Annotated in this window: 18 protein-coding genes; 6 read left to right on the forward strand and 12 right to left on the reverse strand. The window is 39.3% G+C overall.

The window, feature by feature from the left end; all coding sequences use genetic code 11:
* Positions 1-5 precede the first annotated feature (5 nt).
* A complete protein-coding gene (locus CDG59_RS02125; protein WP_087543440.1) occupies positions 6-1,193 on the reverse strand; it encodes an ammonium transporter in 1,188 nt (395 codons plus the stop codon).
* Between the two features lie 414 nt (positions 1,194-1,607).
* Between CDG59_RS02125 and CDG59_RS02130 the strand changes: the two genes are divergently transcribed.
* Both CDG59_RS02130 and CDG59_RS02135 read left to right on the forward strand, forming a co-directional pair.
* Positions 1,608-3,278, forward strand: a complete 1,671-nt coding sequence (locus CDG59_RS02130; RefSeq protein ID WP_087543283.1) for a sensor domain-containing diguanylate cyclase — start codon at positions 1,608-1,610, stop codon at positions 3,276-3,278.
* Between the two features lie 101 nt (positions 3,279-3,379).
* Positions 3,380-4,399 (forward strand): molecular chaperone DnaJ, encoded by a 1,020-nt coding sequence (locus CDG59_RS02135; RefSeq protein WP_087543285.1) that lies wholly within the window; start codon positions 3,380-3,382, stop codon positions 4,397-4,399.
* A gap of 57 nt (positions 4,400-4,456) precedes the next feature.
* On the opposite strand, the gene CDG59_RS02140 is transcribed toward CDG59_RS02135, so the two are convergent.
* The 3 genes from CDG59_RS02140 to CDG59_RS02150 all read right to left on the reverse strand — a co-directional run bounded on the left by CDG59_RS02140 (position 4,457) and on the right by CDG59_RS02150 (position 9,558).
* Positions 4,457-5,119: a hypothetical protein gene (locus CDG59_RS02140; RefSeq protein WP_087543287.1), complete on the reverse strand. Its 663-nt coding sequence runs from the start codon at positions 5,117-5,119 to the stop codon at positions 4,457-4,459.
* The gene (locus CDG59_RS02145) at positions 5,112-6,593 is read right to left on the reverse strand and encodes an AAA family ATPase (RefSeq protein ID WP_143225209.1); all 1,482 of its coding nucleotides are present in this window, start codon (positions 6,591-6,593) and stop codon (positions 5,112-5,114) included. Before CDG59_RS02145 ends, CDG59_RS02140 begins: the two co-directional genes overlap by 8 nt.
* A 64-nt stretch (positions 6,594-6,657) precedes the next feature.
* Entirely contained in the window at positions 6,658-9,558 is a 2,901-nt protein-coding gene (locus tag CDG59_RS02150) for a valine--tRNA ligase (protein WP_087543289.1), read from the reverse strand.
* Positions 9,559-9,962: 404 nt separating this feature from the next.
* Here CDG59_RS02150 and CDG59_RS02155 point away from each other — a divergent pair, with 404 nt between their 5' ends.
* Complete coding sequence (locus CDG59_RS02155) at positions 9,963-10,625, forward strand: hypothetical protein (protein WP_087543290.1); 663 nt, start codon at positions 9,963-9,965, stop codon at positions 10,623-10,625.
* Positions 10,626-10,643: 18 nt separating this feature from the next.
* The gene (locus tag CDG59_RS02160) at positions 10,644-11,450 is read left to right on the forward strand and encodes an SDR family NAD(P)-dependent oxidoreductase (RefSeq protein ID WP_087543292.1); all 807 of its coding nucleotides are present in this window, start codon (positions 10,644-10,646) and stop codon (positions 11,448-11,450) included.
* 19 nt (positions 11,451-11,469) lie between these two features.
* On the opposite strand, the gene CDG59_RS02165 is transcribed toward CDG59_RS02160, so the two are convergent.
* The 8 genes from CDG59_RS02165 to sdsA form a co-directional block, all read right to left on the reverse strand.
* Positions 11,470-11,907: a YbjQ family protein gene (locus tag CDG59_RS02165; RefSeq protein WP_087543294.1), complete on the reverse strand. Its 438-nt coding sequence runs from the start codon at positions 11,905-11,907 to the stop codon at positions 11,470-11,472.
* 8 nt (positions 11,908-11,915) lie between these two features.
* On the reverse strand, positions 11,916-12,266 hold the full coding sequence (locus CDG59_RS02170) for a YbjQ family protein (protein WP_087543296.1): 351 nt from the start codon (positions 12,264-12,266) through the stop codon (positions 11,916-11,918).
* 109 nt (positions 12,267-12,375) lie between these two features.
* Complete coding sequence (gene adeK / locus CDG59_RS02175; RefSeq protein ID WP_087543444.1) at positions 12,376-13,836, reverse strand: multidrug efflux RND transporter AdeIJK outer membrane channel subunit AdeK; 1,461 nt, start codon at positions 13,834-13,836, stop codon at positions 12,376-12,378.
* Between the two features lie 5 nt (positions 13,837-13,841).
* Positions 13,842-17,015, reverse strand: a complete 3,174-nt coding sequence (gene adeJ, locus CDG59_RS02180) for a multidrug efflux RND transporter permease subunit AdeJ (RefSeq protein WP_087543298.1) — start codon at positions 17,013-17,015, stop codon at positions 13,842-13,844.
* 12 nt (positions 17,016-17,027) lie between these two features.
* Positions 17,028-18,284, reverse strand: coding sequence for an efflux RND transporter periplasmic adaptor subunit (locus CDG59_RS02185; protein WP_005161823.1), 1,257 nt, complete (start codon positions 18,282-18,284; stop codon positions 17,028-17,030).
* Entirely contained in the window at positions 18,271-18,921 is a 651-nt protein-coding gene (locus tag CDG59_RS02190) for a phosphatase PAP2 family protein (protein ID WP_087543300.1), read from the reverse strand. Before CDG59_RS02190 ends, CDG59_RS02185 begins: the two co-directional genes overlap by 14 nt.
* Before the next feature lie 152 nt (positions 18,922-19,073).
* Positions 19,074-21,125: a site-specific recombinase gene (locus CDG59_RS02195; RefSeq protein ID WP_087543302.1), complete on the reverse strand. Its 2,052-nt coding sequence runs from the start codon at positions 21,123-21,125 to the stop codon at positions 19,074-19,076.
* A 14-nt stretch (positions 21,126-21,139) separates the two neighbouring features.
* Positions 21,140-22,117, reverse strand: coding sequence for an All-trans-nonaprenyl-diphosphate synthase (gene sdsA / locus CDG59_RS02200; protein ID WP_005161816.1), 978 nt, complete (start codon positions 22,115-22,117; stop codon positions 21,140-21,142).
* Positions 22,118-22,566: 449 nt separating this feature from the next.
* Here sdsA and rplU point away from each other — a divergent pair, with 449 nt between their 5' ends.
* Together rplU and rpmA are read left to right on the forward strand one after the other, a co-directional pair.
* Positions 22,567-22,878 carry a 50S ribosomal protein L21 gene (gene rplU, locus CDG59_RS02205; RefSeq protein ID WP_004664501.1) on the forward strand — a complete coding sequence of 104 codons (312 nt, stop codon included), beginning with the start codon at positions 22,567-22,569 and terminating at the stop codon, positions 22,876-22,878.
* A gap of 17 nt (positions 22,879-22,895) precedes the next feature.
* Positions 22,896-23,150 carry a 50S ribosomal protein L27 gene (gene rpmA, locus CDG59_RS02210; protein ID WP_004640422.1) on the forward strand — a complete coding sequence of 85 codons (255 nt, stop codon included), beginning with the start codon at positions 22,896-22,898 and terminating at the stop codon, positions 23,148-23,150.
* Positions 23,151-23,194: the final 44 nt, after the last annotated feature.

Raw genomic sequence — 23,194 nt, forward strand, 5'->3', positions numbered from 1 at the left:
TATTTTTAGAACATTGATTCTTCTGAATTTGCTGAAATTTTATGAATTGAAAGATCTGCACCACGATATTCATCTTCTTGAGAAAGGCGAATTCCCATCGTAACTTTCAATATGCCATAAACGGTGAAACCACCAGCAAGCGCAATCACAATGCCTAAAACTGTTCCAATGATTTGAGAAATGATAGAGACACCTCCTAAACCACCTAATGCTTGTAGACCAAATATGCCTGCCGCAATCCCACCAAATGCACCACATACACCATGTAAAGGCCATACACCCAAAACATCATCTACTTTAAGTTTATTTTGTGTATAAGTGAATAAATACACAAACAAAGCACCCGCAGCACCACCAATTACAAGTGCACCAATTGGGTGCACAATATCGGAGCCTGCACAGATTGCGACCAAACCTGCAAGAGGGCCATTATGTAAGAAACCAGGGTCACCTTTACCCATGAAGTTTGCTGACAATGTACCACCAACCATTGCCATAAGAGAGTTAATCGCAACTAATCCTGAAATAGCATCAACGCGTTGTGCGCTCATGACATTAAAGCCAAACCAACCAACAATTAAAATCCAAGAGCCTAAAGCAAGGAATGGAATCGATGAAGGTGGATGTGCACTCACACGACCATCATGCTTATAACGACCATGACGCGCGCCAAGTAAAATCACTGCTGCTAATGCAATCCAACCGCCCATTGCATGTACGACAACTGAACCTGCAAAGTCATGGAAGCTTGCACCAAAAGAGCTTTCTAACCATTTTTGAAAGCCGTAGTTACCATTCCAAATCATGCCTTCGAAGAAAGGATAGATTAAAGCAACCAGAATTAAAGTGGCGATTGCTTGTGAACGCATTTTGGCGCGTTCTGCGATGCCGCCAGAAATAATTGCTGGAATCGCTGCTGCGAAGGTGAGTAAGAAAAAGCAACGCATTAAGTTAAACCCATGGTCAGCCGCTAAAGTGCTTCCTGCATGGAAAAAGTTTTGTCCGTATGCAATCCAGTAACCGACAAAGAAATAAGCGATTGCTGAAATCGCAAAATCGGTCAGAATTTTACTGAGCGCATTGACTTGGTTTTTGTGGCGGACTGTACCAAGCTCAAGGAATGCAAAACCTGCATGCATTGCCAATACGAGTACTGCACCGAGCAGTAAGAAAAATAGATCTATGTTTTGCATAGTGGTGCTCAAAAAAAGTGCTAAATTTAATTTCGATGCAAACATTTGATTCGTTTTTTGCACCAAAATAGATTTAGTAAATCTAAAAACTTAAGCTGTCGTTGAACAACTCAATTTGATAAAAAATATAAAGCAAAAAACGCACCAATTTAGAAAGTAAATTGTAATTTTGGTGAAAAGTGGTGCATTTTTCTTAAAAATAGCACCATTTATTATACTTTGAGAATTAAATTCTTAAATATGAATGCGTTATTGCAACCGAAAATTACAGCTTAAGCTTGAGTAATAGAACTTGAGTCTATTTTCATCGGATTCAGTATTTTTCCAACTGCATTCGTTACTTTGACTTAATAATTCATAAAAGATCTTTGATATATTGCTGAGTTTAAAAAGTGATTTGCTATTAGGATGCAAATGAATATATTTCGCATACATTCCTTTCGTAATCGACTACTGGTCCTGTTCGCAGGGATGTCTTTTATGTTTGGACTATGTATTACTTTATATATTGGTAAGACTGCTTCGGCGCAAATGAGTCAAACCAGCGGTCAAACCTTATATATTGCAGCGAAAAGTATCAGCAATACCTTGGCAAACTCGCTTACAGAACGTGAGCGAGAAATGGTGTTATTAAGTCAATCTCCATTTTTTGCTGAGGCAGACTTTCATAACCCGCGAGTACAGCAACAACTTGAGCAAGTCAAAAAGTCTTATAAATATTATGCTTGGTTAGGAATCGCCAATACTCAGGGGCAAGTCGTCGTTGCAGCTAATCATTTACTAGAAGGGGCAGATGTTTCAGAACGCCCGTGGTTTATTCATGGTGTAAATCAAGTCTATCTAGGCGATGTACATAAAGCTGTTTTACTGGCCAAGAAAATTAAAGCGATTAATCCTAATGAACCATTACGGTTTATTGATTTCGCTACGCCAATTTATGATCCATCGACACAGAAAATTAAAGGCGTTTTGGCTGCACATGCAGATTGGAGTTGGGCGAGTCATGTATTAAGCAGTTCATTGTCAGAAAATTCTGCACAACGAGGTATTGAGGTATTTATTGTCAATCAGCATGGTGAAATTCTATATCCATTCAAAAGCATTGGACAAGTCCAGCCTCCTGCATTTCAGGCAAATCGTGGACATCATTTTTTGCATAATTGGAATGAAAAACAAAAGTATTTAACTACAGATGTCCCTGTGCTTTCGCAAACTAAGAGCAATTTAGGTTGGCACGTGATTATTCGTCAGCCTATTTCGATTGCTTTAGCAGAAGTGAAATCACTGCAACATAAAATATTAGCTCTGGGCTTTATTTTGTCATTATTGCTCTTGCTACTTACTTATAAATTGGCGAATAAGTTTAGCCGTCCGATTGAATTATTAGCAGATTCAGCGCATGCCGTGGAAAAAGGGCAAGAAGATATTCAATTTGAAGCACAGACCAGTATTCGTGAGATTCGGGGCTTATCTCAGTCGTTGCAAAGCATGACCGATACCTTGCTTACTCAGAAGCATCAACTTCAAGATGCCAATGCCACACTTGAGCAAAAAGTTGTAGAACGTACGCATGAACTACAAGTTGCCAATGTCGAGTTAGCTCATATTGCGCGTTATGATGCGCTTACGGGCTTACATAATCGCCGTGCTTTTAATGATTATTTGTCCTATCTATTTAGTCAAATGTCACGTACACAACAGACTTATGCAGTGCTATTAATGGATATCGATTTCTTTAAAAAGGTGAATGATACCTTTGGACATGAAACAGGTGATCAGGTATTGCAGCGTGTTGCAGAAATTCTTCCAACTGCTTTACGGATTACTGATTTCGTTGCACGCTTAGGTGGCGAAGAGTTTATTGCCTTGTTGCCTGCTACTTCATTGGATGGAGCTGCGATATTGGCAGAGAAAATCCGATCTACGATTGAGGAGGAACAAATTATTGTAAATCACGCCATCAGTTTAAGTATTGGTGTAAGTGTAGTCCTGTTAGATGATACTGATATGAATGATGCGATTCGTCGTGCAGATAAAAATTTGTATATGGCGAAACAGCAAGGACGTAATCGAGTGATTTCTTGATTGCTATAGTGGATTCAAAGTGCATGTAAATAGCTTTGGCAACGCACTACTTTTAATATTTGATTATTGCTAGGGTTTTTAAAATTTTTAGGTGAATGAGCATGTCCTTTGATCTCAAAGTTAGTTTACAACAAAGGGCTGAGCCGTCTGCGCAGCAGAAAAAGCTGAATCGCCTGATTGATAAAATTGAACAGCAAAAAATTAGCCTTGCCACATGGCAAAATGCCCAAGCTGAAATTCAGCAACATACACGGCAAAAACTTTTGCCCGTGTATAGCGAACTCCATGAAATATTATTTCAGCAGTTAGAGCAACTTTGGAATATGTTACACAGCCATGAGTTTTCCAAAGCTAATCTAAAGCAACTGGATGAAAAAATTGCCCAACTTGCACAAATGTTGAAGCGTTCCAAAATGTTGGATGAAGAACAATTAAAGCTAGTGAAGCAGATTGATGTCTTTTATCAGCAACATACACAGCAATCATCGAAAAAGAATAAAAAAGTACAGTCAGTTAAGTTCGAACTTAATGAAAACTTTGTTCAAAATATAGAGTTAGAAGAAGATGACTTTGAACAATATGCTGCTGAGCAGCAACAAGCTCGTGAACAAGCAAAACAACTTAGACAACAACAAAAACGTGAACAAGCTGAGCAGATGGCAGCACAGTCGTTGAAAACAGTGTATTTAAAAATTGCTGCGATGATTCATCCTGACCGTGAACAAGACGAAACTAAGAAAGCAGAAAAAACTGAATTGTTTCAGCATGCAAGTCAGGCGTATGAACAACAGGATTTGTTTTATTTACTCAAATTCCAGTTACAGCTTGAGCAGAATAAAGGTGTCGGGATGAAAGAGTTATCTGCGGAGCAAGTGAAGTTTTATAAATTGGCATTGGATGCGCAAAGTCAGCAGTTGGAAAGTCAAATTAAAGAAATTTTAGATTCTTTTCAGTTGGCGAAGAGGGTGAAAGCAGAGCATGTGCATATTAGTGATGTGTATAAAGCCGTAGATGCGGATTGTGCTGAGTTAAAGCAGCAGTTGAAGTGGGAAAAGGAACGTTTAAAGCATATGAAAAAGGTGAGTGGAGTAGAGATGCTGTTGGGGCATGGGGTGCTTTGATTTTTAAAAGAGTCTTTCTCTAACCTTATAGTACAAGGAGGGAAAGACGGTTTGTGCTTATTTTAAAATTTCAGATAAAAAAGGATCATTTCGAACATAGGTTTTCCAAAATGCAGAAAATGGATAATTCTGTTGAAGCATATTAGTAATATTTTCAATTAGATCTGCTTTTTGTTGCTGTCTAAGTCGATTCCATCCATTTTTTAATTGAAAACGTAAACTTTGTAAATAGGCATGTTCTTCTAAAATTTTTTCTTTTAGATACTCATGACTCACTTGTTGATTGCCACTATTCGCATTGTTGTAGCATTGCTCTAATAAAGCTATGGTTTTATTTGTTAATTCATATAAATCTGAGTCATTGTTTAAAGTATTAGTGAGTACAATTTTTCCATTAGGTACGCTTGGGGCTTGTAAAGCAATAGCAACATCCACATTATGATTTTCGTTACAGCAATCAAGTAATTCTTTGTGCCTTGAACCTTTAATTCCGTTACAGTGAGAGCATGAGTAATAAAGATTATTCCAATCTATTCTTAATTCTTCACTTTTGTTGAGATGGGGTAAAAAATGCTCCACATTTACATTACCGAAATCTGTTTGTTCACATAAATAACATTTAGATAAGAAATCTAGTTTCAATTGTTTGACTACTGCTGGATCTGTGTAATCAGAATTCGTCCATTCTTTTGGTTTCGCTGATCGAATTACTTTAAACATCAAGTTCTCCTAACTCTTGATTGTCTAATAAATGATTTAATGCTTTGAAATAAAAAGACTTTGACTCCACGTCAAGTTGTTTAGCATATGGAGTGATATTTTTTAGAGTTTCTCTAAGTTTTTCATAATTATTAGGATTACTATTTAAAATAGTGGAAATAGTTTGAATTTCTGTTTTTAAGTGATCAGATTGGGGGTTAACATGGAATAAACCTTTAATTACTGCTTCATAAGAATAATGACTTAAATCATCTTCAAAAAACTCGCCACTTGAAATATCATAAACTACAGTGTCCTTAGTAGAGGTAATAACAAATGGAGAATGTGTGCTTACAATAAATTGGATTTCAGGAAATGATTTTATGAGAAATGGTAAAATTTTCTTTTGTAGTGATATGTGTAAATGTACATCAATTTCATCAATAATTACTAAGCCCTCTAAATCAGTGTGATTAATATTTAGTAAGCGAGCTCGCATTAGAAGGCTTGAATAAATATTGAAAATTGCTTTAAATCCAGAAGGAAGCTCTTTTAAACCAAAAAATTTATTTCCATTATTTTGAATTATTAATACACGATTATTTCTGTCATCAAATGAAAGTTTTGTGGTTTCATTCTCGAAAATAAATTTTAGATCACTTTCTACATTAAGAAGCCATTTCTCATATTTATTCTTGTATGTTGTGGTTAACGAATTTTTTCTTTCTTCAATTATATATCTTTCAAAAGATCCTTCTAAATCGTGATCAAAAAGATCAAGCGCCTTATCTTTATAGTATTTTAAATCACATATATCATAATGGCTTCCCATTTCTCGATAAGTTTCTGGGGTATACAGTCTGGATGCTGTGAATAATGTACATGTGGCTGAATTTCTTAAAATTTTATTTTTTAGTGAAATAGGATCATAAAAAACAATATTAATTTTTTTATTAATTAGTTCTTGGAAGCTTTTTTGTATTATGTTCTTTGAGTTCTGTATATGTTCTATTTTATTAAAAAAATATTTTTTTGAGCTGTTATTTGAAAATAATTGAGAATCTATTTCATCTTTAGGATCAAAGCTGGAGTATATATCTGTATATTTCATACTGGATTTGTAATTGTGGTATTCAGTAAGAAAAGCTGAGAATTTTTTGTCGTATATCGAATATATTCTTTCAATATGGGATTTAAAGACAGATTTGGGGAGGTTTTCCTCTTTTGATAAAATATATTCTAACTCTTTTAAAAAGCTTTCATCTATATCTAACACATCTTTGTAAGTGTTAACTTCATTAGAGATTTTGGTTAATTTTGAGTAGCTATTTTCTTTTCTTTCAAGCTTATCTATATCTATGCTTTTTTTAATTTCATTATAAAGCTCATTTAATAATATTGTTTTTCCTGCCCCATTGTTTCCTGTAATAATTAAATTTTTACCTTGAATTTTTAAGTTATGATTATTAATGGTAAAAGACTTTAAATACTTCATGTTAAATATAAAGGGCTGGTTATTCAGCCCTTTATACAACAGATTAGATTAAATATGCAACAACTTAAAGCGCTGCAATCTGATCCATATTCGCTTTAATTTTCACTAACTGATCAGCAAACTCAGCCAATTTCACTTTTTCACCTTCAACCACAGCCGCTGGTGCTTTCGCAACAAAACCTTCATTTGCCAATTTTCCTGCAATTTGGTCATGCTGCTTTTGCACTTTGTCTAAGTCTTTTTGTAGGCGACCAAGTTCCGCTTTCGGGTCAATTAAACCTTTCATTGGAACAAATACAGACACGTGACCCACAACAGATGAAGATGACAATGGTGGTTGCTCAGCATCAGCCAAGAACGTAATGCTTTCTACTTTTGCTAAAGCTTTAAACAATGCTTCGATACGTGTGATCTGTGCTTTTTCAGCTTCAGTCGTATTTTGAAGTAGAACTGGTAATAAACGTGCATTACCTAAGCCCATTTCACCACGGATGTTACGTACCGCACCAATCAAACCTTGTAACCATTGCATGTCCGCTTCAGCTTGCTCATTGATTTTCTCTTGAGCAGGCACAGGATATGCCGCAGTCATAATGGTTTTGCCTTCAATACCGAGCATTGGCGCAAGGGTTTGCCAAATTTCTTCAGTCAAGTACGGCATAATCGGGTGAGCTAAACGTAAAGACGCTTCCATCACAGCCAATAACACACGACGAACTTCAGCTTTGCGTTCTTCTGACACTTCAGCATCGTTCAATACTGGCTTAGTGAGTTCTACATACCAGTCACAGTATTCATTCCAAATAAAGTCGTAGATCGCTTGGGCAGCTAAATCTAAACGATAGGTTGCGAAAGCTTGTTGAACCGCAGCTTCCGCTTTTTGCAAACGGCTGATAATCCATTGCTCTGGTAACTCCCAAAGATCAGGGCGAGCAGTTTGACCAACGGTTTGACCTTCAACATTCATCAATACGAAACGGGTTGCGTTCCAGATTTTATTACAGAAGTTACGATAACCTTCAACACGCTTCATATCGAATTTGATGTCGCGACCCGTGTTTGCGAGTGCACAGAATGTGAAACGAACTGCGTCTGTACCGTAAGCCTGAATGCCTTCTGGGAATTCTTTACGGGTTGATTTTTCAATCTTCGCTGCTTGTTTCGGGTTCATCAAACCCGTAGTACGTTTTTGTACTAAAGTTTCAAGGTCTACACCATCAATCAAGTCGAGTGGGTCAAGTACGTTACCTTTCGACTTAGACATCTTCTGACCTTCACCATCACGAACTAAACCATGTACATACACAGTTTTGAACGGAACTTGAGACGTCCCATCTTCATTTTTCATGAAGTGCATGGTCATCATGATCATGCGTGCAACCCAGAAGAAGATAATGTCAAAACCAGTCACTAACACATCAGTCGGGTGGAAGGTATTGAGGAAATAGTTTTCAGCATCTTTTGCTTTGTCACCAGTCCAACCTAAAGTTGAGAATGTCCAAAGCGCAGAAGAGAACCATGTATCCAATACATCTTCATCTTGACTCAATGCAACATCAGCAGGGATGTTGTTATTTGCACGAACTTCTGCTTCGTCACGACCAACGAATACATTACCTTCAGCATCGTACCAAGCGGGGATACGATGACCCCACCAAAGCTGACGTGAAATACACCAGTCTTGAATGTTGTTCATCCATGCCATGTACATGTTGCTGTACTGCTCTGGTACGAACTTGATGTCACCATCTTTCACCGCTTTAATCGCTGGCTCAGCAAGCGGTGCAATTTTGACATACCATTGGTCAGTCAATAATGGCTCAACGATCACACCTGAACGGTCACCGCGAGGTGGTTTAAGCGTATAAGGTTGAATTTGATCTAACCAGCCTTCCGCTTCAGCTTGTTCAACCAGTTTTTTACGTGCAGCAAAACGCTCTAAACCAATGTAGTCTGCTGGTGCAGCGATGGTTTTAGAAATTTGCTCACCTGCTTTTGCGATGTATTCAAACTCAGCCAACACTTCTGCATTTTTGTTAAAGATGTTGATGATCGGCAATTCACAACGCTTACCGACTTCATAGTCATTGAAGTCATGTGCAGGCGTAATTTTTACACAGCCTGTACCGAATTCTTTATCAACATATTCATCTTTCACGATTGGAACTGCACGACCTGTAATTGGCAGGATAATGTTCTGACCCACAAGGTGTTTATAACGTTCATCATCAAGTGCAACAGCAACGGCAGTATCACCTAACAATGTTTCAGGACGAGTCGTAGCCACCACAATGTGATCTTTACCATCGTGTGTACGAAGCGATTTGTCTTCAAAGAAGTATTTGAAGTGCCACAATGAGCCTGCTTCTTCTTTGTCTGATTCAACTTCAAGATCAGAAAGGGCAGTTTGCAGTTTCGGGTCCCAGTTTACGAGACGTTTACCGCGATAGATCAAGCCATCTTCGTGCAGTTTAACGAACACTTCTTTGACTGCATTGGATAAACCTTCATCCATCGTGAAGCGTTCGCGCGACCAGTCCACTGAAGAACCTAAACGGCGGATCTGACGAGTAATCGTACCACCAGATTGTTCTTTCCATTCCCAAATCTTTTCAATGAACTTTTCACGACCTAAGTCATGACGGCTGATGTTTTGTACGCCAAGCTGACGTTCTACGACCATTTGTGTTGCAATACCTGCATGGTCAGTACCCGGTTGCCATAAGGTATTTTTACCAGACATACGGTTGTAGCGAGTCAAGGCATCCATAATGGCATTGTTAAAGCCATGCCCCATGTGCAAGCTGCCGGTGACGTTTGGTGGTGGAATCATGATACAGAATGATTCACCTTGACCTGATGGTTTGAAGTAACCCTGTTGTTCCCAGATTTGATACCATTTTTTTTCGATCTCGGTTGGATCGTAAGTAGTTGCAATATTTTGAGCAGATTGAGCGTCAGTCATAGTACAGAAGATTAAAATTGAATAAAAAATTAGATCTATTGTAGCAAAAAAATGATGAATATTTTCATCAAAAAAAGTCGATGAAAACAGTTGGTTTTTTCTTGAAAAAGTTAGATTTATATGTGTTACATCACACAATTAAAAATGTTTAAGCATAAAACAACGATATAAAAAATATTAAAACTTAAAAAAGGACGGTTACGATGAGTTATTCAATTCTATTAAAAATTAATGAAGCAACACACGGTCAACCATTTTTGGCATTTATGCATGTTGATCGTGAATAGAATGTGGTAAATTCAGCATTTGAAAAGCCAAAAATGAAAGAAAAACAGAATCTAAGGATGAATAAGGGCTTATTGAATAAGCCCTTATTTTATGGAATCTAGAATAGGGTGATTAGAATGAACACTGCCGTTTTTTTAAATATTCATGCCGATACATACGCGCGATTTGCTCATATCCGTACGCAGCTCTTACAGGGTAGTAAAGAAAGCCAAGCAAATGCATTGGGGGCAGTTTTATCTGAAATTGCATGTGAAGTGATAGAACAAGTTTTTATGGTGCTATTGCAAGACAATCAACATCATTCACTCACAGGTGAATCTGAAAAAGTGATTCAGCAGATTTTAGAAGCAATCCGAAAATATATGCCATGGTCAGTGTCATTCTTTGGGAATGATCGTCTAGTTCCATTGATTGAACATTTATCTAAAACAATTCGAGTTGAAGATGAGTCGGTATATATGACTTATCCGATTGAGCAACAGTTGACTCAACAGGTTAAAGCTTCGAGTCAAAAATTAGCTGAAGGGGAAAGTCGGGAAATTGCCAATTCACTGAAGTTGCTCACAGAAGTGATTGATGTAGGTGTCACTCATTTAATTCGTGAGCCGAAAAAGAGCCTAAAATTTAATTTTGTAGTCGATAAAACCTTAAATGGCGTCATTAATATGACCACACATTTAGGGTATAAGCGTTTAGAAAAATTAGGTACTCAACTTGATCAACAAGTTGCGGCAACTTATGTAGATCACTTTCTTAAATTTATGCGTCACCCTGCATAAATAAAGGAGATAAATGACATGGCGAAACTTAAAAGTCTTGAAAATAAAGTCGTATGGATTACAGGTGCATCTTCGGGCTTAGGTAAAGCTTTGGCACGAGAGTGCGCTTTACAAGGTGCTCAAGTTGTACTGACTTCACGTCGTTATGATGAGTTGGAATCGGTTCGAGTGGGTTTACTTAAGCCTGAACAGCATCTTTCAATCGCTGCTGATATTACCGATGAAGCTCAAGTCCGCCATGCACATGAACGAGTTCTCGCAACCAAAGGACGTATTGATTGGCTGATTAATAATGCAGGCTTGAGTCAGCGTGCGTTGATTGAAGAAACGAGTATGCACACTGAACGTGCCATCATGGAAGTGGATTATTTCTCACAAGTGTTCTTTACCAAAACCGTATTACCCACTTTGCGCAAACAAAAATCAGGTCGGGTGGTATTTATTTCGAGTGTGGCGGGTCTTTTAGGAACCCAATATCGCGCGACTTATTCTGCGGCTAAGGCTGCAATTCACATGTGGGCCAATAGTTTACGTGCGGAAGTCGCCAAAGAGGGAATAGCAGTTTCAGTGGTTTTTCCTGGTTTTGTTAAAACCACTGTTTCATTTAATGCTTTAAATGGTGAGGGCAAACCACAAGGGCATCAAGATGAAGCGATTGAAAATGGTTTGGATGCCGATGTATTTGCCCAGCGAGTTGTTGAAGCTTTGATGGCAGGCGATGAATATGTGGTTGTCGGTGGGAAGAAAGAACAACTGGGTGTATTGGTGTCCCGTTTGTCACCAAGCCTGTTGTATAAAATGATTCGTAAAACCAAAGTGAAGTAAAAGGAGCTTTTGCTCCCTTTTACTCATTTAAAATAGCCGTACCATAAGCAAACACTTCAACCATACCAACTTGCATACCTAATTCTGTGGTGCTGAGACGAACCCCCATAATATGATTTGCGCCTATTCGATCTGCTTCTTGCTTAAGGCGGAGCATGGCTTCACGCCGTGCACGTTCAACCACACTTTCATAACTGGTCAGGCGACCACCGAAAAAGTTCTGAATATTGGCAAGTACATATTTAAAGTAATCATGTGAGATGACGACATTGCTACTCACCAATTGCCCCTTTCCTGATGTTTCAATAAATCGATTGGTATCAATTCGAATATGGGCAAATTGTTTTTCTTTTTCATCTAATTCACTTAAATGTTTTTGTTCGATATGACGACCAAATCCCCATCCGACTGAAAACAGAATCAAGAAAAGAATAACCTGAAAAATTAATCCACTCATAGACATGCCTAAGCGCTAAATGGATCAGGAAGTTTTGGTGTGAGCGGCTGGACGATGACAGCTGTTCCATAGACAAAGAGTTCAGATGCACCTTGAGCGATATTTGAGGTCGAGAAGCGGATTCCGACAACAGCATTCGCACCCAAACTTCGCGCTTTATCAATCATACGTTGAGTTGCTTCTTGACGAGATTCTTCAAGTAATTCTGTATAACCTGTCAGTTCACCACCCACGATGTTTTTCAAACCAGCCATTAGGTCACGACCAACGTGTTTACTACGAACGGTGCTGCCATAAACAACATCTAACTGACGTAAAATAGTGTGCCCGGGCATGGATTCTAAACTGCTTAATAACATAGTATTTGTCTAAATCATTGATATGCTATCTTTGAAGATAAGAAAAATTTGTATGTGTTGCAATAAAAAAGCTCACCGAAGTGAGCTTTTAAACCGAAAATAATCAAAATTATTGAGCGGCGTGAATTTGTGCGCTAGACGGTTGTGGGTTTACAGTTTCACTTGTATTGGCTTTTAAACCACCACCAAGCGTTTTATAGAGTTCCACTTGGCTGTTTAAGTTCGCTTGTTGTAACAACAATAAACCTTGCTCAGCCGAATATGCTGAACGTTGCGCATCTAATACGGTTAAGTAACTATCAATACCTGCACGGAAGCGAGCATTAGAAAGTTTATAAGTCGTATTTGTTGCTTCAACTAAACGACGTTGAGCTGTTAAACGATCACCAATATTGGCACGCGTTGCAAGTGCATCATTCACTTCACGGAAAGCCGACTGTACTGACTTTTCATAGTTAGCAAGTGCAATTTTTTGATCCGTTTCAGAAATCTTCACATTCGCTTTGCGTGTACCCCAATCGAAGATTGGCATGTTAATACTTGGTCCAATAGACCATAACGCATTTCCAGACTTGAATAAATCACTCAAGTCAGTTGATGCATAACCTGCCGAACCAGTCAAACTAATGGTTGGGAATAATTGTGCTTTTGCTGCACCAATATTTGCACCAGCAGCACTCAGTTGATATTCGGCAGCTTTCACGTCTGGACGGTTATTTAACAAATCACTTGGTAAGCCTGCACTTAACGCATTTTGCTGGGTAATGTGAGTTACTTGTTGTTGAGGCAGCAAGTTCTGAGGAACAGGCTGACCAACAAGCAAGTTTAACAAGTTCTGCGCTTGAGCAATTTGTGTTTTGTAGTTAGCAACGTCATTACGTGCAGTTTCAACTGAAATTTGCGCCTGACGCACAGGAATTTCACTATCAATCCCTACATCGAAACGTTTCTTATTCAGACTAAATGAATCTTGTTGCGCTTTGAGGGTTTGCTCTGCAAGTTTGAGTTGTGCACTGGCAAATGAATAATTCAACCAAGCTTGAGTGACTTGGCTGATTAAACTGATTTGCGTTGCATCACGTGAACTTTGAGTTGCTAGATAACTGTCTAATGCAGCATCTTTCAAGCTGCGTACGCGTCCCCAGAAATCAAGCTCATAAGAGGTGAGACCTAAACCAACTTGATAAGTTGAATAAGGATTATTCGGATCACGAGAAGGGCTGACTTGGCGCACAGCACTACCGCTTGCTCCGATTGTTGGCAATTGATTGTTTTCTGAGATTTGATATTGCTGTTGAGCTTTTTGGATATTCAATGCAGCAGTACGTAAATCGCGGTTATTAGCAAGAGCCAAATCAATGACCTGTAATAAACGTTGGTCAGCAAAAAAGTCTTTATAACCTTGTTCAGCAATTGATTTTCCAGAAGCATTACCATAAGACGCGTAGCTTTCAGGAGTATTTGTGCTCACAACAGGCTCTGGCCCGCGCATACTTTGGCAGGCAGCCAAAGAGAGCGCGAGTGCAGAGATTGCAATGCCACGACTGGAAATAGACCAAACAGTTTGCATCACGATCAATGCTCCTGAGTATTTAAAGTTTTAGGTTTGTACTTAAAGATACTACGAATCCACACGAAGAATACAGGGATGAAGAAGATACCTAAAAGTGTTGAAGAAATTACACCACCAAGTACACCATAACCGACTGAGTGCTGACTACCAGCACCTGCACCGCTTGCTAGGGCTAATGGTAAAACACCAAAACCAAAAGCAAGTGTAGTCATGATAATTGGACGTAAACGCATTTTTGCAGCATGTAAGGTTGCATCAAATAAATCTTCACCTTGCTCCTGCAATTCTTTAGCAAATTCTACAATTAAAATTGCATTTTTGGCAGAAAGACCTATGACTGCTACGATCGCGACTTGGAAGTAAATATTAAAGGACAGGTTTGGATCGCCTTTAATGACCATACCCAACCATGTCAATGTAAAGGCACCGATAATACCTAAAGGTACAACCAATAATACAGAAATCGGAATTGACCAACTTTCATATAATGCCGATAGACATAGGAATACAATCAATAACGAAAGAATCAGTAAAGGCAGGGTCTGATTACCAGAATCCCGTTCTTCTAAAGATAATCCAGTCCATTCATAGTCGAAGCCTTGTAAGCCCATAGACGGTAACTTACCAATGATTTCTTCCATTGCCAACATCGCATCACCAGAGCTAACACCCGGTGCAGGAGTACCTTGAATGTTGACAGATGATACGCCGTTATAACGTTCTAAACGTGGTGAACCATACGTCCATTCGCCTTTAGCAAATGCTGAGAATGGAACCATTTGACCTTTGTTATTGCGTACATACCATTTGTTGAGGTCTTCTGGCATCATGCGAGTATCCGCTTCACCTTGGACATAAACTTTTTTGACACGACCACGGTCAACGAAATCATTGATATAAGAGCCACCCCAAGCCATGCTCATGGTGCTGTTAATATCACTAATACTGACACCCATTGCACCAGCTTGCGCTTGATCAACAGTGATTTTGTATTGAGGTGTATCTTCTTGACCATTCGGACGAACACCTGCAAGACGTTTGTCTTGTGATGCCATACCTAAAATTGCATTTCTTGCCGCAATCAGTTTTTCATGGCCTTGACCACTGACATCTTTCAGCTGGATATTAAATCCTGATGATACGCCTAATTCTGGCATAGCAGGCAATTGTAATGGCATGATGTAAGAAGCATCTTTTACAATCATATTCAGTGCCATACCACGCTGAATAATCGCACCAATTTGTGATTCGGGTGTTGTACGTTCGCCCCAGTCTTTCAATTTAATGAAAGCGAGACCCGCATTTTGACCGACTCCAGTGAACGAGAAACCAGAAACGGTAAAGATCGAATCAACATGATCTTTTTCCTTATGCAGGAAGTAATCGGTCATTGTGGTAATAACTTTATCAGTACGTTCTAAGCTAGCGCTTGGCGGCAACTGAACTAAAGTCATAACTACGCCTTGGTCTTCTTCAGGTAAGAAAGAAGATGGCAACACTTTGTATAGACCAACCAAACCAGCAATCACTACGATATAAATGATCCCAGAGAAAATCTTATGATGGGTCATACGATTGACACCACCTTGATATTTTACTGATAGTTTATCGAAGCCACGGTTAAACCAACGGAAGAAGCGTGCAAAAATATTGTTGCTTTCTTGCTTGTTCGGATCATGTTGCTTTAACAAAGTCGCACATAGGGCAGGGGTAAACGTTAGTGCAACGATTAAAGATAAAATCATTGCAGTGACTAAAGTGATTGAGAACTGGCGATAAATAACCCCAGTTGTACCACCAAAAAATGCCATTGGTACGAATACCGCTGTTAATACACTGGTAATACCAATTAAAGCACCAGAAATTTGACTCATTGACTTTTCAGTCGCTGCTACAGGCTCCAAGTGCTCTTCTTGCATCACACGTTCGACGTTTTCTACTACAACGATCGCATCATCGACCAACAGACCAATCGCTAGTACCATTGCGAACATCGTCAGCGTATTGATCGAAAAGCCAAAAATATTAATGACAGCAAATGTTCCCAATACAACAACAGGAACCGCAAGGGTCGGAATGATTGTTGCGCGCCAGTTTTGTAAGAACAGGAACATCACGATAAATACTAACACCACAGCTTCAATCAGTGTATGAACTACACTTTCAATAGACAGCTTAATAAATGGCGTAGTGTCATACGCAAGTTTGTCTTTTAAACCACTTGGGTAGTTATTGCGTAGTTCAGATAAGCGCTTTTCAACGGCAGCAGCGGTATCAAGTGCATTCGCACCCGTTGCAAGTTTAATTGCAACACCACCTGCAGGATTACCATTGAATTTAGAATCAAATTGATAGTTATCCGAGCCTAATTCAACACGTGCAACATCGCTCAAACGAACTTGTGCGCCATCCGCAGTGTTTTTAAGGAAAATATTTCTAAATTGCTCAGGTGTTTGCAACATACTTTGTGCATTTACAGTCGCATTTAAAATTTGACCCTGAACTGCTGGAGCACCACCTAATTGACCTACTGCAACTTGAGCGTTTTGTGAACGTATAGCCGCAGCAACATCTGAAGGTGTGAGATTAAAGCTGGTAAGTTTCGCTGGATCTAACCAGATACGCATTGCATAAGAACCACCAAATACAGTGACCTCGCCGACACCTGCAACACGACTAAGTGGTTCAGAGATATTTGAGTTTACATAGTCTTTAATATCTGATGCAGATAAGCTGCCATCTGGCGAGTAAAATGCAACAACTTGCATAAAACTTGCACCAGACTTAGTCACTCGGACACCTTGACGTTGTACGTCAGCAGGTAACAGTGCTGTTGCTGATTGCAGTTTGTTTTGAACTTGTACTTGGGCGATATCAGGATCAATGCCTTGTTCGAAGTTTAAGTTGATCGATGCTTGACCATTACCCGCACTGTTTGAAGAGATATAACGCAAACCATCCAAACCATTCATTTGCTGTTCAATGATTTGAGTAACCGTATTCTCAACAGTCTGAGCTGAAGCACCTGGATATGTTGCAGAAATTGTCACCGTGGGCGGTGCAATTGTTGGGTATTGCGCAACTGGCATTTTGGTGAGGGTGAGAATACCCGCCAGCATAATCACCAACGCAATCACCCATGCAAAAATTGGGCGATGGATAAAAAATTGAGCCATGCAATCTACCCCTTAAGCTTGTGAAGTAGCTTTTTGTTCAGCTTTTGGTGAATTGACTTGCTTTTGTTCGCTTGCCTGAGGAGCAGCATTCTGACCTTGAGGTGCTTTCACTTGTGGTTGATAAGGCTTAGCAGAAACTTCTTGCCCTTCTTTGACCTTAGCAACACCATCGACTACAACTTTATCACCGACTTTTAAGCCTTCAGTCACAATCCAATCTTGACCTTTTACGCCGACTGTTGTGATAGGGCGAGTTTCAATTGCACCTTTCGCATTTACGATCAGTGCGATTGCTTGACCTGTTGGTAAGCGTGTAACAGCCGCTTGAGGAATCAAGTAAGCGTTCGGTAGAACTGCTTGAGAAATTTTTGCAGTTGCGTACATACCCGGTAATAACAGATGATTTGGGTTTGGGAATACCGCACGTAAAGTCACTGTACCAGTTTCTGGGTTAACGCTAGCGCCAGAGAATGCAAGTTGTCCTTCTAACGGATAATCAGAACCATCTTCAAGTGTAATTTTGACTCGAGTATTGTTGCTATTGTCTAAACTACCTTTGCTGAGTTGCTGACGCAGACGTAATAATTCAGCACTTGACTGATTGATATCAACATAGATTGGGTCAAGTTGTTGAATCGTCACTAATGGATCAGCTTGATTTGCTGTAACTAAAGCACCAGATGTTACTGATGAACGACTCGATTGTCCTGAAATAGGCGCTCGAACAGTTGAATAACCTAAATTAATTTCAGCATTTTTAAGTGCTGCTTTTGATGCTGCGACATCTGCTTCAGCGAGTTGAACTTGAGCATTGATATCATCATATTCTTGTTTAGAAACAGCATTAGTTCCAACCAATTGACGATAACGACCTTCTTTCACGCGTAGCGCATTTAGATTTGCTTGCTGACGCAATAAGGTTGCACGAGCACTATCAGCAGTTGCACGATTTGTATTCGCATCAATTTCATAGAGTGCTTGACCTGCTTGTACATAACTGCCTTCAGCAAATAAACGCTTTAAAATGACGCCGCCTGTTTGTGGACGAACTTCTGAAATTTGATATGCAGACGTTCGACCCGAAAGTTCTACGTTTTGTTCAACGCTTTGTGGTTGTGCAACGATGACACCGACTTCTGGAGGTGGCATTTTTTGTGCAGCAGCAGTTTGCTGTGCATTTTTAGGATCTTTGCTACAACCAACAAGCGCAATGCTTGTTGCTAATGCGCAAGCAGTCAGGGCAGGCGCCCAAAGCTTAGCCGACATCATTATTCCACCTCAATTTAGATTTCTTATCTAAAAACAAATTGTTGCTGAAATTGCTTTGATACAGCCAAAACCAAAGCAATGAAGTCCAAATCAACCCAATTCCCCAACCCGTGAGTACGTCAGTCGGAAAGTGAACCCCTGCGTAAACTCTAGATATCCCCATGAAAATAAACCATAACGTAGATACTAAAATGACACTAAGGCGATTTTTATGTTGCTGAAGCAATAACATCATTAAACTCGCAAGGGTTGCTGCATAAAGGCTATGGGCACTTGGGAATGATGCGCCATAGCTTTTAACCAAGTGATAAAACTCCAAGGGTCTTGGTCGATTAATACTCCATTTCAGAAGCCAACCAATCACAATACTTCCACCCATACTCAAAGTGATAAAAATCACATTCTTATAGTTTTTAATCCAAGTTTGATAAAGACACAAAAAAGTGGTTAAAAATAATAAAAATGGCATCCCACCTAACAGAGAAAGTATAATTGTCACGTGGTTAAGCGTCAATGAACGGTGTTCAAATAAAGCTTGAACACACAAAAGGTCTAAAGTCGATGTGTCGAAGCAAACCAGCCCAAACACACTAACTCCTAAAAAAAAGCAACCAATACAAAGCAGTAGGTGCGGCATGCGAACCTCATTTTTTGCTTAACCATTGTTCAGGGTTGTCGAGTGTTTTGAAGTGTACTCGTGAGTACACTTTTGGTCAAGTCTTGAAATTTTATGATAATTTCATTTTTATATTTTTATAAGCTTGATTAAAAAAACATAACAAAATTCGATTAATGTCTCACTTTTTGCTCAGTTTTATTTTGTTCTTCTAACTGTAGAGGTTGGCTAGGGGGCCAAAAAAAGTCACTTGGTCGAGTTAAGAAATGAGTCATCACTAATTTTGCGAGTGGTTTCCATTGAGCGAAGCGGACGCGACGGGCACGAAGTGCAACAATAATTGTCAACGTAAAGCTGACAAATAAGTTAGTCAGACCAATTAGCATAACCCCTAAAAAAGACACGATGATTAAACCAATATCAGGGCTACCGATGGTCATAAGACCTTGAATAAAATTGGCAGAGGCAAAGGCAATATGTCGAATATCTAAAGGTAAACCAAGAATAAAACCAATGGTTCCCATACTGCCAAGCATGATGCCAAAAAGAAAATTACCAGCCAAAGCCCCAAGATTGGTTTCAATATAATTGGCAAATTTATCTAAACGTTGTTGTCCCATCCAGCGTTTCAAACGATGGTGTTGTTTTAAACGAGGACCAACCTTTCGGTAGATGGCCAAATTATCGAAGTAGCCTGCAAGTAATCCTGAGAAAAATAAGCATATTCCAGCAATTGCAGCATGGGGTACAGCTAACGAAGTAAATGGATTTAGATCATGTAAGGTTTTGGTTGCTTTTGTTGATGAAAGCAAAGGTTCATGTAGATTGTATTGCCATAAAAAAGTAATTAAAGCTGCTACTGGTATAGCAATCGAAATGTTACCGAGGATTGCAATAAATTGAGTTCGAATAATGTTGATAATCAGAGCAGCCAATTCAGCAATTTGAGCTGTTTTACTGCCTTTTTGGTGTTGTACTGTTGCGGCAAGTGCTGCCGCTGTCATTGCGGGTTGTTTAGTCGCAACGGTAAAGTGTAAGACATGGATAAGCATGAAGCCTAATGCATAATTCATACTATATAAAAAAGCATGTGTAAAAGGTGCGAGCACTAAACGAGCAGTTAAAATCTTTAAAGTGGCCATCGTTGCGATAATTGCACCAGCACCTGCTGCTGCTTTATACATACCCAAAAAGCCAGCTTTATCAGTGCTTACATAATGTTCACCTGTTTTACTCGCATTTTCAGTGACCTGTAATGCAACCAGTTCGCTGGTTGAGCTGAGTAAATGACGAACACTTTTTTCATCATAATGTGCCTTGGTGAAGTCAGTAAGTAATTCACCTAATGCAAGATAGCGTATCTCATTTTTACTTGCCAATAAGCTCAATAAAAGTTCAATACGATCAATTGCTTGCTCAAGTAGAGATAATAAATAGGTTAAGCTAACACTCACACCAATACGTTTAGTTGCACGGCGAATTTTGAGTACGACTTCACGGCATTGATCTAGCATTACAAATGCCTGAGAAGCATCAGGTGGTGGCATTACAACAACTGCATCTTGATCATCAATTTGTTTTTTATATTTCTCGATGAATTCAACAATTTCTCGATTTTGAACTAAGAAGGGAGATTCATATTCAATAATATCTGGCTGAGCATTAATAAATTCAGGATATAAACCTATACCACTGATTCGATAAGACAAAACGGTAATCGCCTTGATGAGCTCATTTTTAGAAATTTGTTTTTCAACCGTATTACTTTGGCTTTCGGCTAACAGATTAAATAAAGTGATCCAGTCTTGATTCTCAATCAGATCAAGCCATTGGCTATCTGTTTCTTGGTAAAATACTTTTCCAATAAGAGTCTTTAACTGCTGACCATCTTCAACCAATGGAAGAAAGTGCGCACCAAGGCGTTGACTCAGTTGATTCCAAAAACCATCTAATGAAAGAATACCACTATCAGCATATAAGCTAATCTGTTTGTATTGGCTAATCAGTTTGAGTAAGAAATTTTGTAATAGGAGCGCAGACGTCGGCGTCAATAATAATATTTTGATGAAGCCCTGAATCTGTTGTTTAACTTCGTCCGCGTCCTTTGGATTTTTTGGCCGTAAGCGGTTAATTAATTCAATGATAATATTTTCATCTAAAACAGCTTGGTTTTGATCAAGCTGTTCCTGCATTTTTAAAAATAAATCAGATAAAGTTAAATGCATAGGCACTCATAAAGTTATTGAAGTCGATGTAAGGCCATTAAGGTCAAATTAATCAGTGCTTGGCGATATTCATTATCTGGTAGCGCTTTAAGCGCTTCTAAAGCTGCATCCGTTTCTTGTTTGGCACGTTTTTGACAGTAGTCTAAGCCGCCTGAGTTGTGAACAATTTCAATGACTTTGTCCAAATGCTCGATACCACCTGTCGCGATACTGCGACGAATAATCGCATGATCATCTCCAGTTGAATGAGCTAATGCTGAAATTAACGGTAAAGTCGGTTTACCTTCCATTAAATCATCACCAATATTTTTACCTAATGTGTCGGCATCAGAGGTGTAGTCCAAAATATCATCAATAATCTGAAAGGCATTGCCAAAATGGCCAGCAAAACGGCGTAGTGGCTCACGATATTCTTCTCTGCCCGCCAGAATTGCCGCGCCTTCAGTTGCCAGTTCAAACAGGCGTGAGGTTTTACCATGAATAATTCTGAGATAGGTTTCTTCAGTGGTGTCTGGCTGGTGCTGGGCCTGAAGCTGTAAAACCTCGCCTTCCGCAATCTCACAGGTTCCTGTTGAGAAGTCCTTGAGCAAAGTGATGTTGTTTAAATCCACCAGCAAATCAAAGGCCCGTGCTATCAGGAAGTCACCCACCAGAACGGCGGTCTGATTGTTCCATGTTGCATTTGCGGTTGGACGACCACGGCGTAAGTTGGATTCATCAACGACATCATCATGCACCAATGTTGCAGTGTGTAGCATTTCGATAATTGCCGCTAAATGTTGGGCATGTTGCATGTTTGCGACGCCGCAAGCACGAGCAGCAAGTAAACACATGATTGGGCGCATACGTTTACCGCCAGCTTCAACAACATGTTTACTCACCGACATAACAAGACCAACTTTAGAACTTATACCTTCATTGATCAGGTGATCCATCGCAGCAAAATCTGTCGCAACAGGGGAGAGAATGTCTTGCTTGAAATCGATAACCATATGAAGGAAAACCTCGTATAGGTGGATAATGTTGCCAAGTGTATCAATTAATTTATTGCTAAACAGTTATACAAGTCATGTAATCTGTGATTTACAACAAGACGGTGAGTTTTTTGGTCTTAATTTAGCCAAATAAAGGCAATTCTCTATAAACCGATATCACTCTACTTATGACTTGATAAAAACACAGTTTGTTATTGTCGCAATTTGTTTTTAAAAATGTATTTCAAATTTTGATCAGAATCAATCAAAACAAGCCGACATCAATCTAATTGATTTCATTAAAAAATCCAAGCAACTTATCAATATCTCTGCATTTGTGCAAAATGACTTGTTGTTTGATCAATTTTCACTTAAAATTTGTCCCCTTGTATAACCCCAGTGGCGTTCGTTTTAAGCTCGGTATATCCCTTTATCGACACGACGACACGGGTATGTTGGAGTACATTATGTACGCAGTAATCCAAAGCGGTGGTAAACAGCACCGTGTTGTTGAGGGTGAAACCCTTAAAGTAGAATTGTTGAAAGCAGAAACTGGTTCAACTATTACGTTTGATGACGTATTAATGGTTGTTAACGGTGACAGCATTCAAATCGGTGCTCCAGTAGTAGCTGGCGCAAAAGTAACTGCAGAAGTAGTTGGCCATGGTCGTCACGACAAAATCCGCATCATCAAAATGCGTCGTCGTAAACACTACCGTAAGCAACAAGGTCACCGTCAATGGTTTACCGAGTTGAAAATTACTGGTATCGCAGGCTAACTCAGGAGTAAATAGACATGGCAACTAAAAAAGCCGGTGGATCGACGAAGAACGGTCGTGATTCGAATCCTAAGATGTTAGGTGTTAAAGTTTACGGTGGTCAAACTGTAACTGCTGGTAACATCATCGTTCGTCAACGTGGTACAGAATTCCACGCTGGTGCAAATGTTGGTATGGGTCGTGACCATACTTTATTTGCTACTGCTGACGGCGTAGTAAAATTTGAAGTGAAAGGTCAATTTGGCCGTCGCTATGTAACTGTTGAAGCTTAAGCTTTAATGGTTCAGAAAAACCCGCTTTTAGCGGGTTTTTTTAT

The organism is Acinetobacter sp. WCHA29 (genome assembly GCF_002165335.1).
Taxonomy (GTDB): Bacteria; Pseudomonadota; Gammaproteobacteria; order Pseudomonadales; family Moraxellaceae; genus Acinetobacter.

What these genes read in the sequence shown, in the direction of transcription:
- CDG59_RS02170 (WP_087543296.1), bottom strand. Translation starts at nt 12,266, where the DNA reads ATGTTATTAAGCAGTTTAGAATCCATGCCCGGGCACACTATTTTACGT.
- adeJ (WP_087543298.1), bottom strand. Translation starts at nt 17,015, where the DNA reads ATGGCTCAATTTTTTATCCATCGCCCAATTTTTGCATGGGTGATTGCG.
- rpmA (WP_004640422.1), top strand. Translation starts at nt 22,896, where the DNA reads ATGGCAACTAAAAAAGCCGGTGGATCGACGAAGAACGGTCGTGATTCG.
- CDG59_RS02135 (WP_087543285.1), top strand. Translation starts at nt 3,380, where the DNA reads ATGTCCTTTGATCTCAAAGTTAGTTTACAACAAAGGGCTGAGCCGTCT.
- CDG59_RS02185 (WP_005161823.1), bottom strand. Translation starts at nt 18,284, where the DNA reads ATGATGTCGGCTAAGCTTTGGGCGCCTGCCCTGACTGCTTGCGCATTA.
- CDG59_RS02140 (WP_087543287.1), bottom strand. Translation starts at nt 5,119, where the DNA reads ATGTTTAAAGTAATTCGATCAGCGAAACCAAAAGAATGGACGAATTCT.
- CDG59_RS02150 (WP_087543289.1), bottom strand. Translation starts at nt 9,558, where the DNA reads ATGACTGACGCTCAATCTGCTCAAAATATTGCAACTACTTACGATCCA.
- CDG59_RS02190 (WP_087543300.1), bottom strand. Translation starts at nt 18,921, where the DNA reads ATGCCGCACCTACTGCTTTGTATTGGTTGCTTTTTTTTAGGAGTTAGT.
- CDG59_RS02165 (WP_087543294.1), bottom strand. Translation starts at nt 11,907, where the DNA reads ATGAGTGGATTAATTTTTCAGGTTATTCTTTTCTTGATTCTGTTTTCA.
- CDG59_RS02145 (WP_143225209.1), bottom strand. Translation starts at nt 6,593, where the DNA reads ATGAAGTATTTAAAGTCTTTTACCATTAATAATCATAACTTAAAAATT.
- CDG59_RS02155 (WP_087543290.1), top strand. Translation starts at nt 9,963, where the DNA reads ATGAACACTGCCGTTTTTTTAAATATTCATGCCGATACATACGCGCGA.
- sdsA (WP_005161816.1), bottom strand. Translation starts at nt 22,117, where the DNA reads ATGGTTATCGATTTCAAGCAAGACATTCTCTCCCCTGTTGCGACAGAT.
- rplU (WP_004664501.1), top strand. Translation starts at nt 22,567, where the DNA reads ATGTACGCAGTAATCCAAAGCGGTGGTAAACAGCACCGTGTTGTTGAG.
- CDG59_RS02125 (WP_087543440.1), bottom strand. Translation starts at nt 1,193, where the DNA reads ATGCAAAACATAGATCTATTTTTCTTACTGCTCGGTGCAGTACTCGTA.
- CDG59_RS02130 (WP_087543283.1), top strand. Translation starts at nt 1,608, where the DNA reads ATGAATATATTTCGCATACATTCCTTTCGTAATCGACTACTGGTCCTG.
- CDG59_RS02195 (WP_087543302.1), bottom strand. Translation starts at nt 21,125, where the DNA reads ATGCATTTAACTTTATCTGATTTATTTTTAAAAATGCAGGAACAGCTT.
- adeK (WP_087543444.1), bottom strand. Translation starts at nt 13,836, where the DNA reads ATGCAAACTGTTTGGTCTATTTCCAGTCGTGGCATTGCAATCTCTGCA.
- CDG59_RS02160 (WP_087543292.1), top strand. Translation starts at nt 10,644, where the DNA reads ATGGCGAAACTTAAAAGTCTTGAAAATAAAGTCGTATGGATTACAGGT.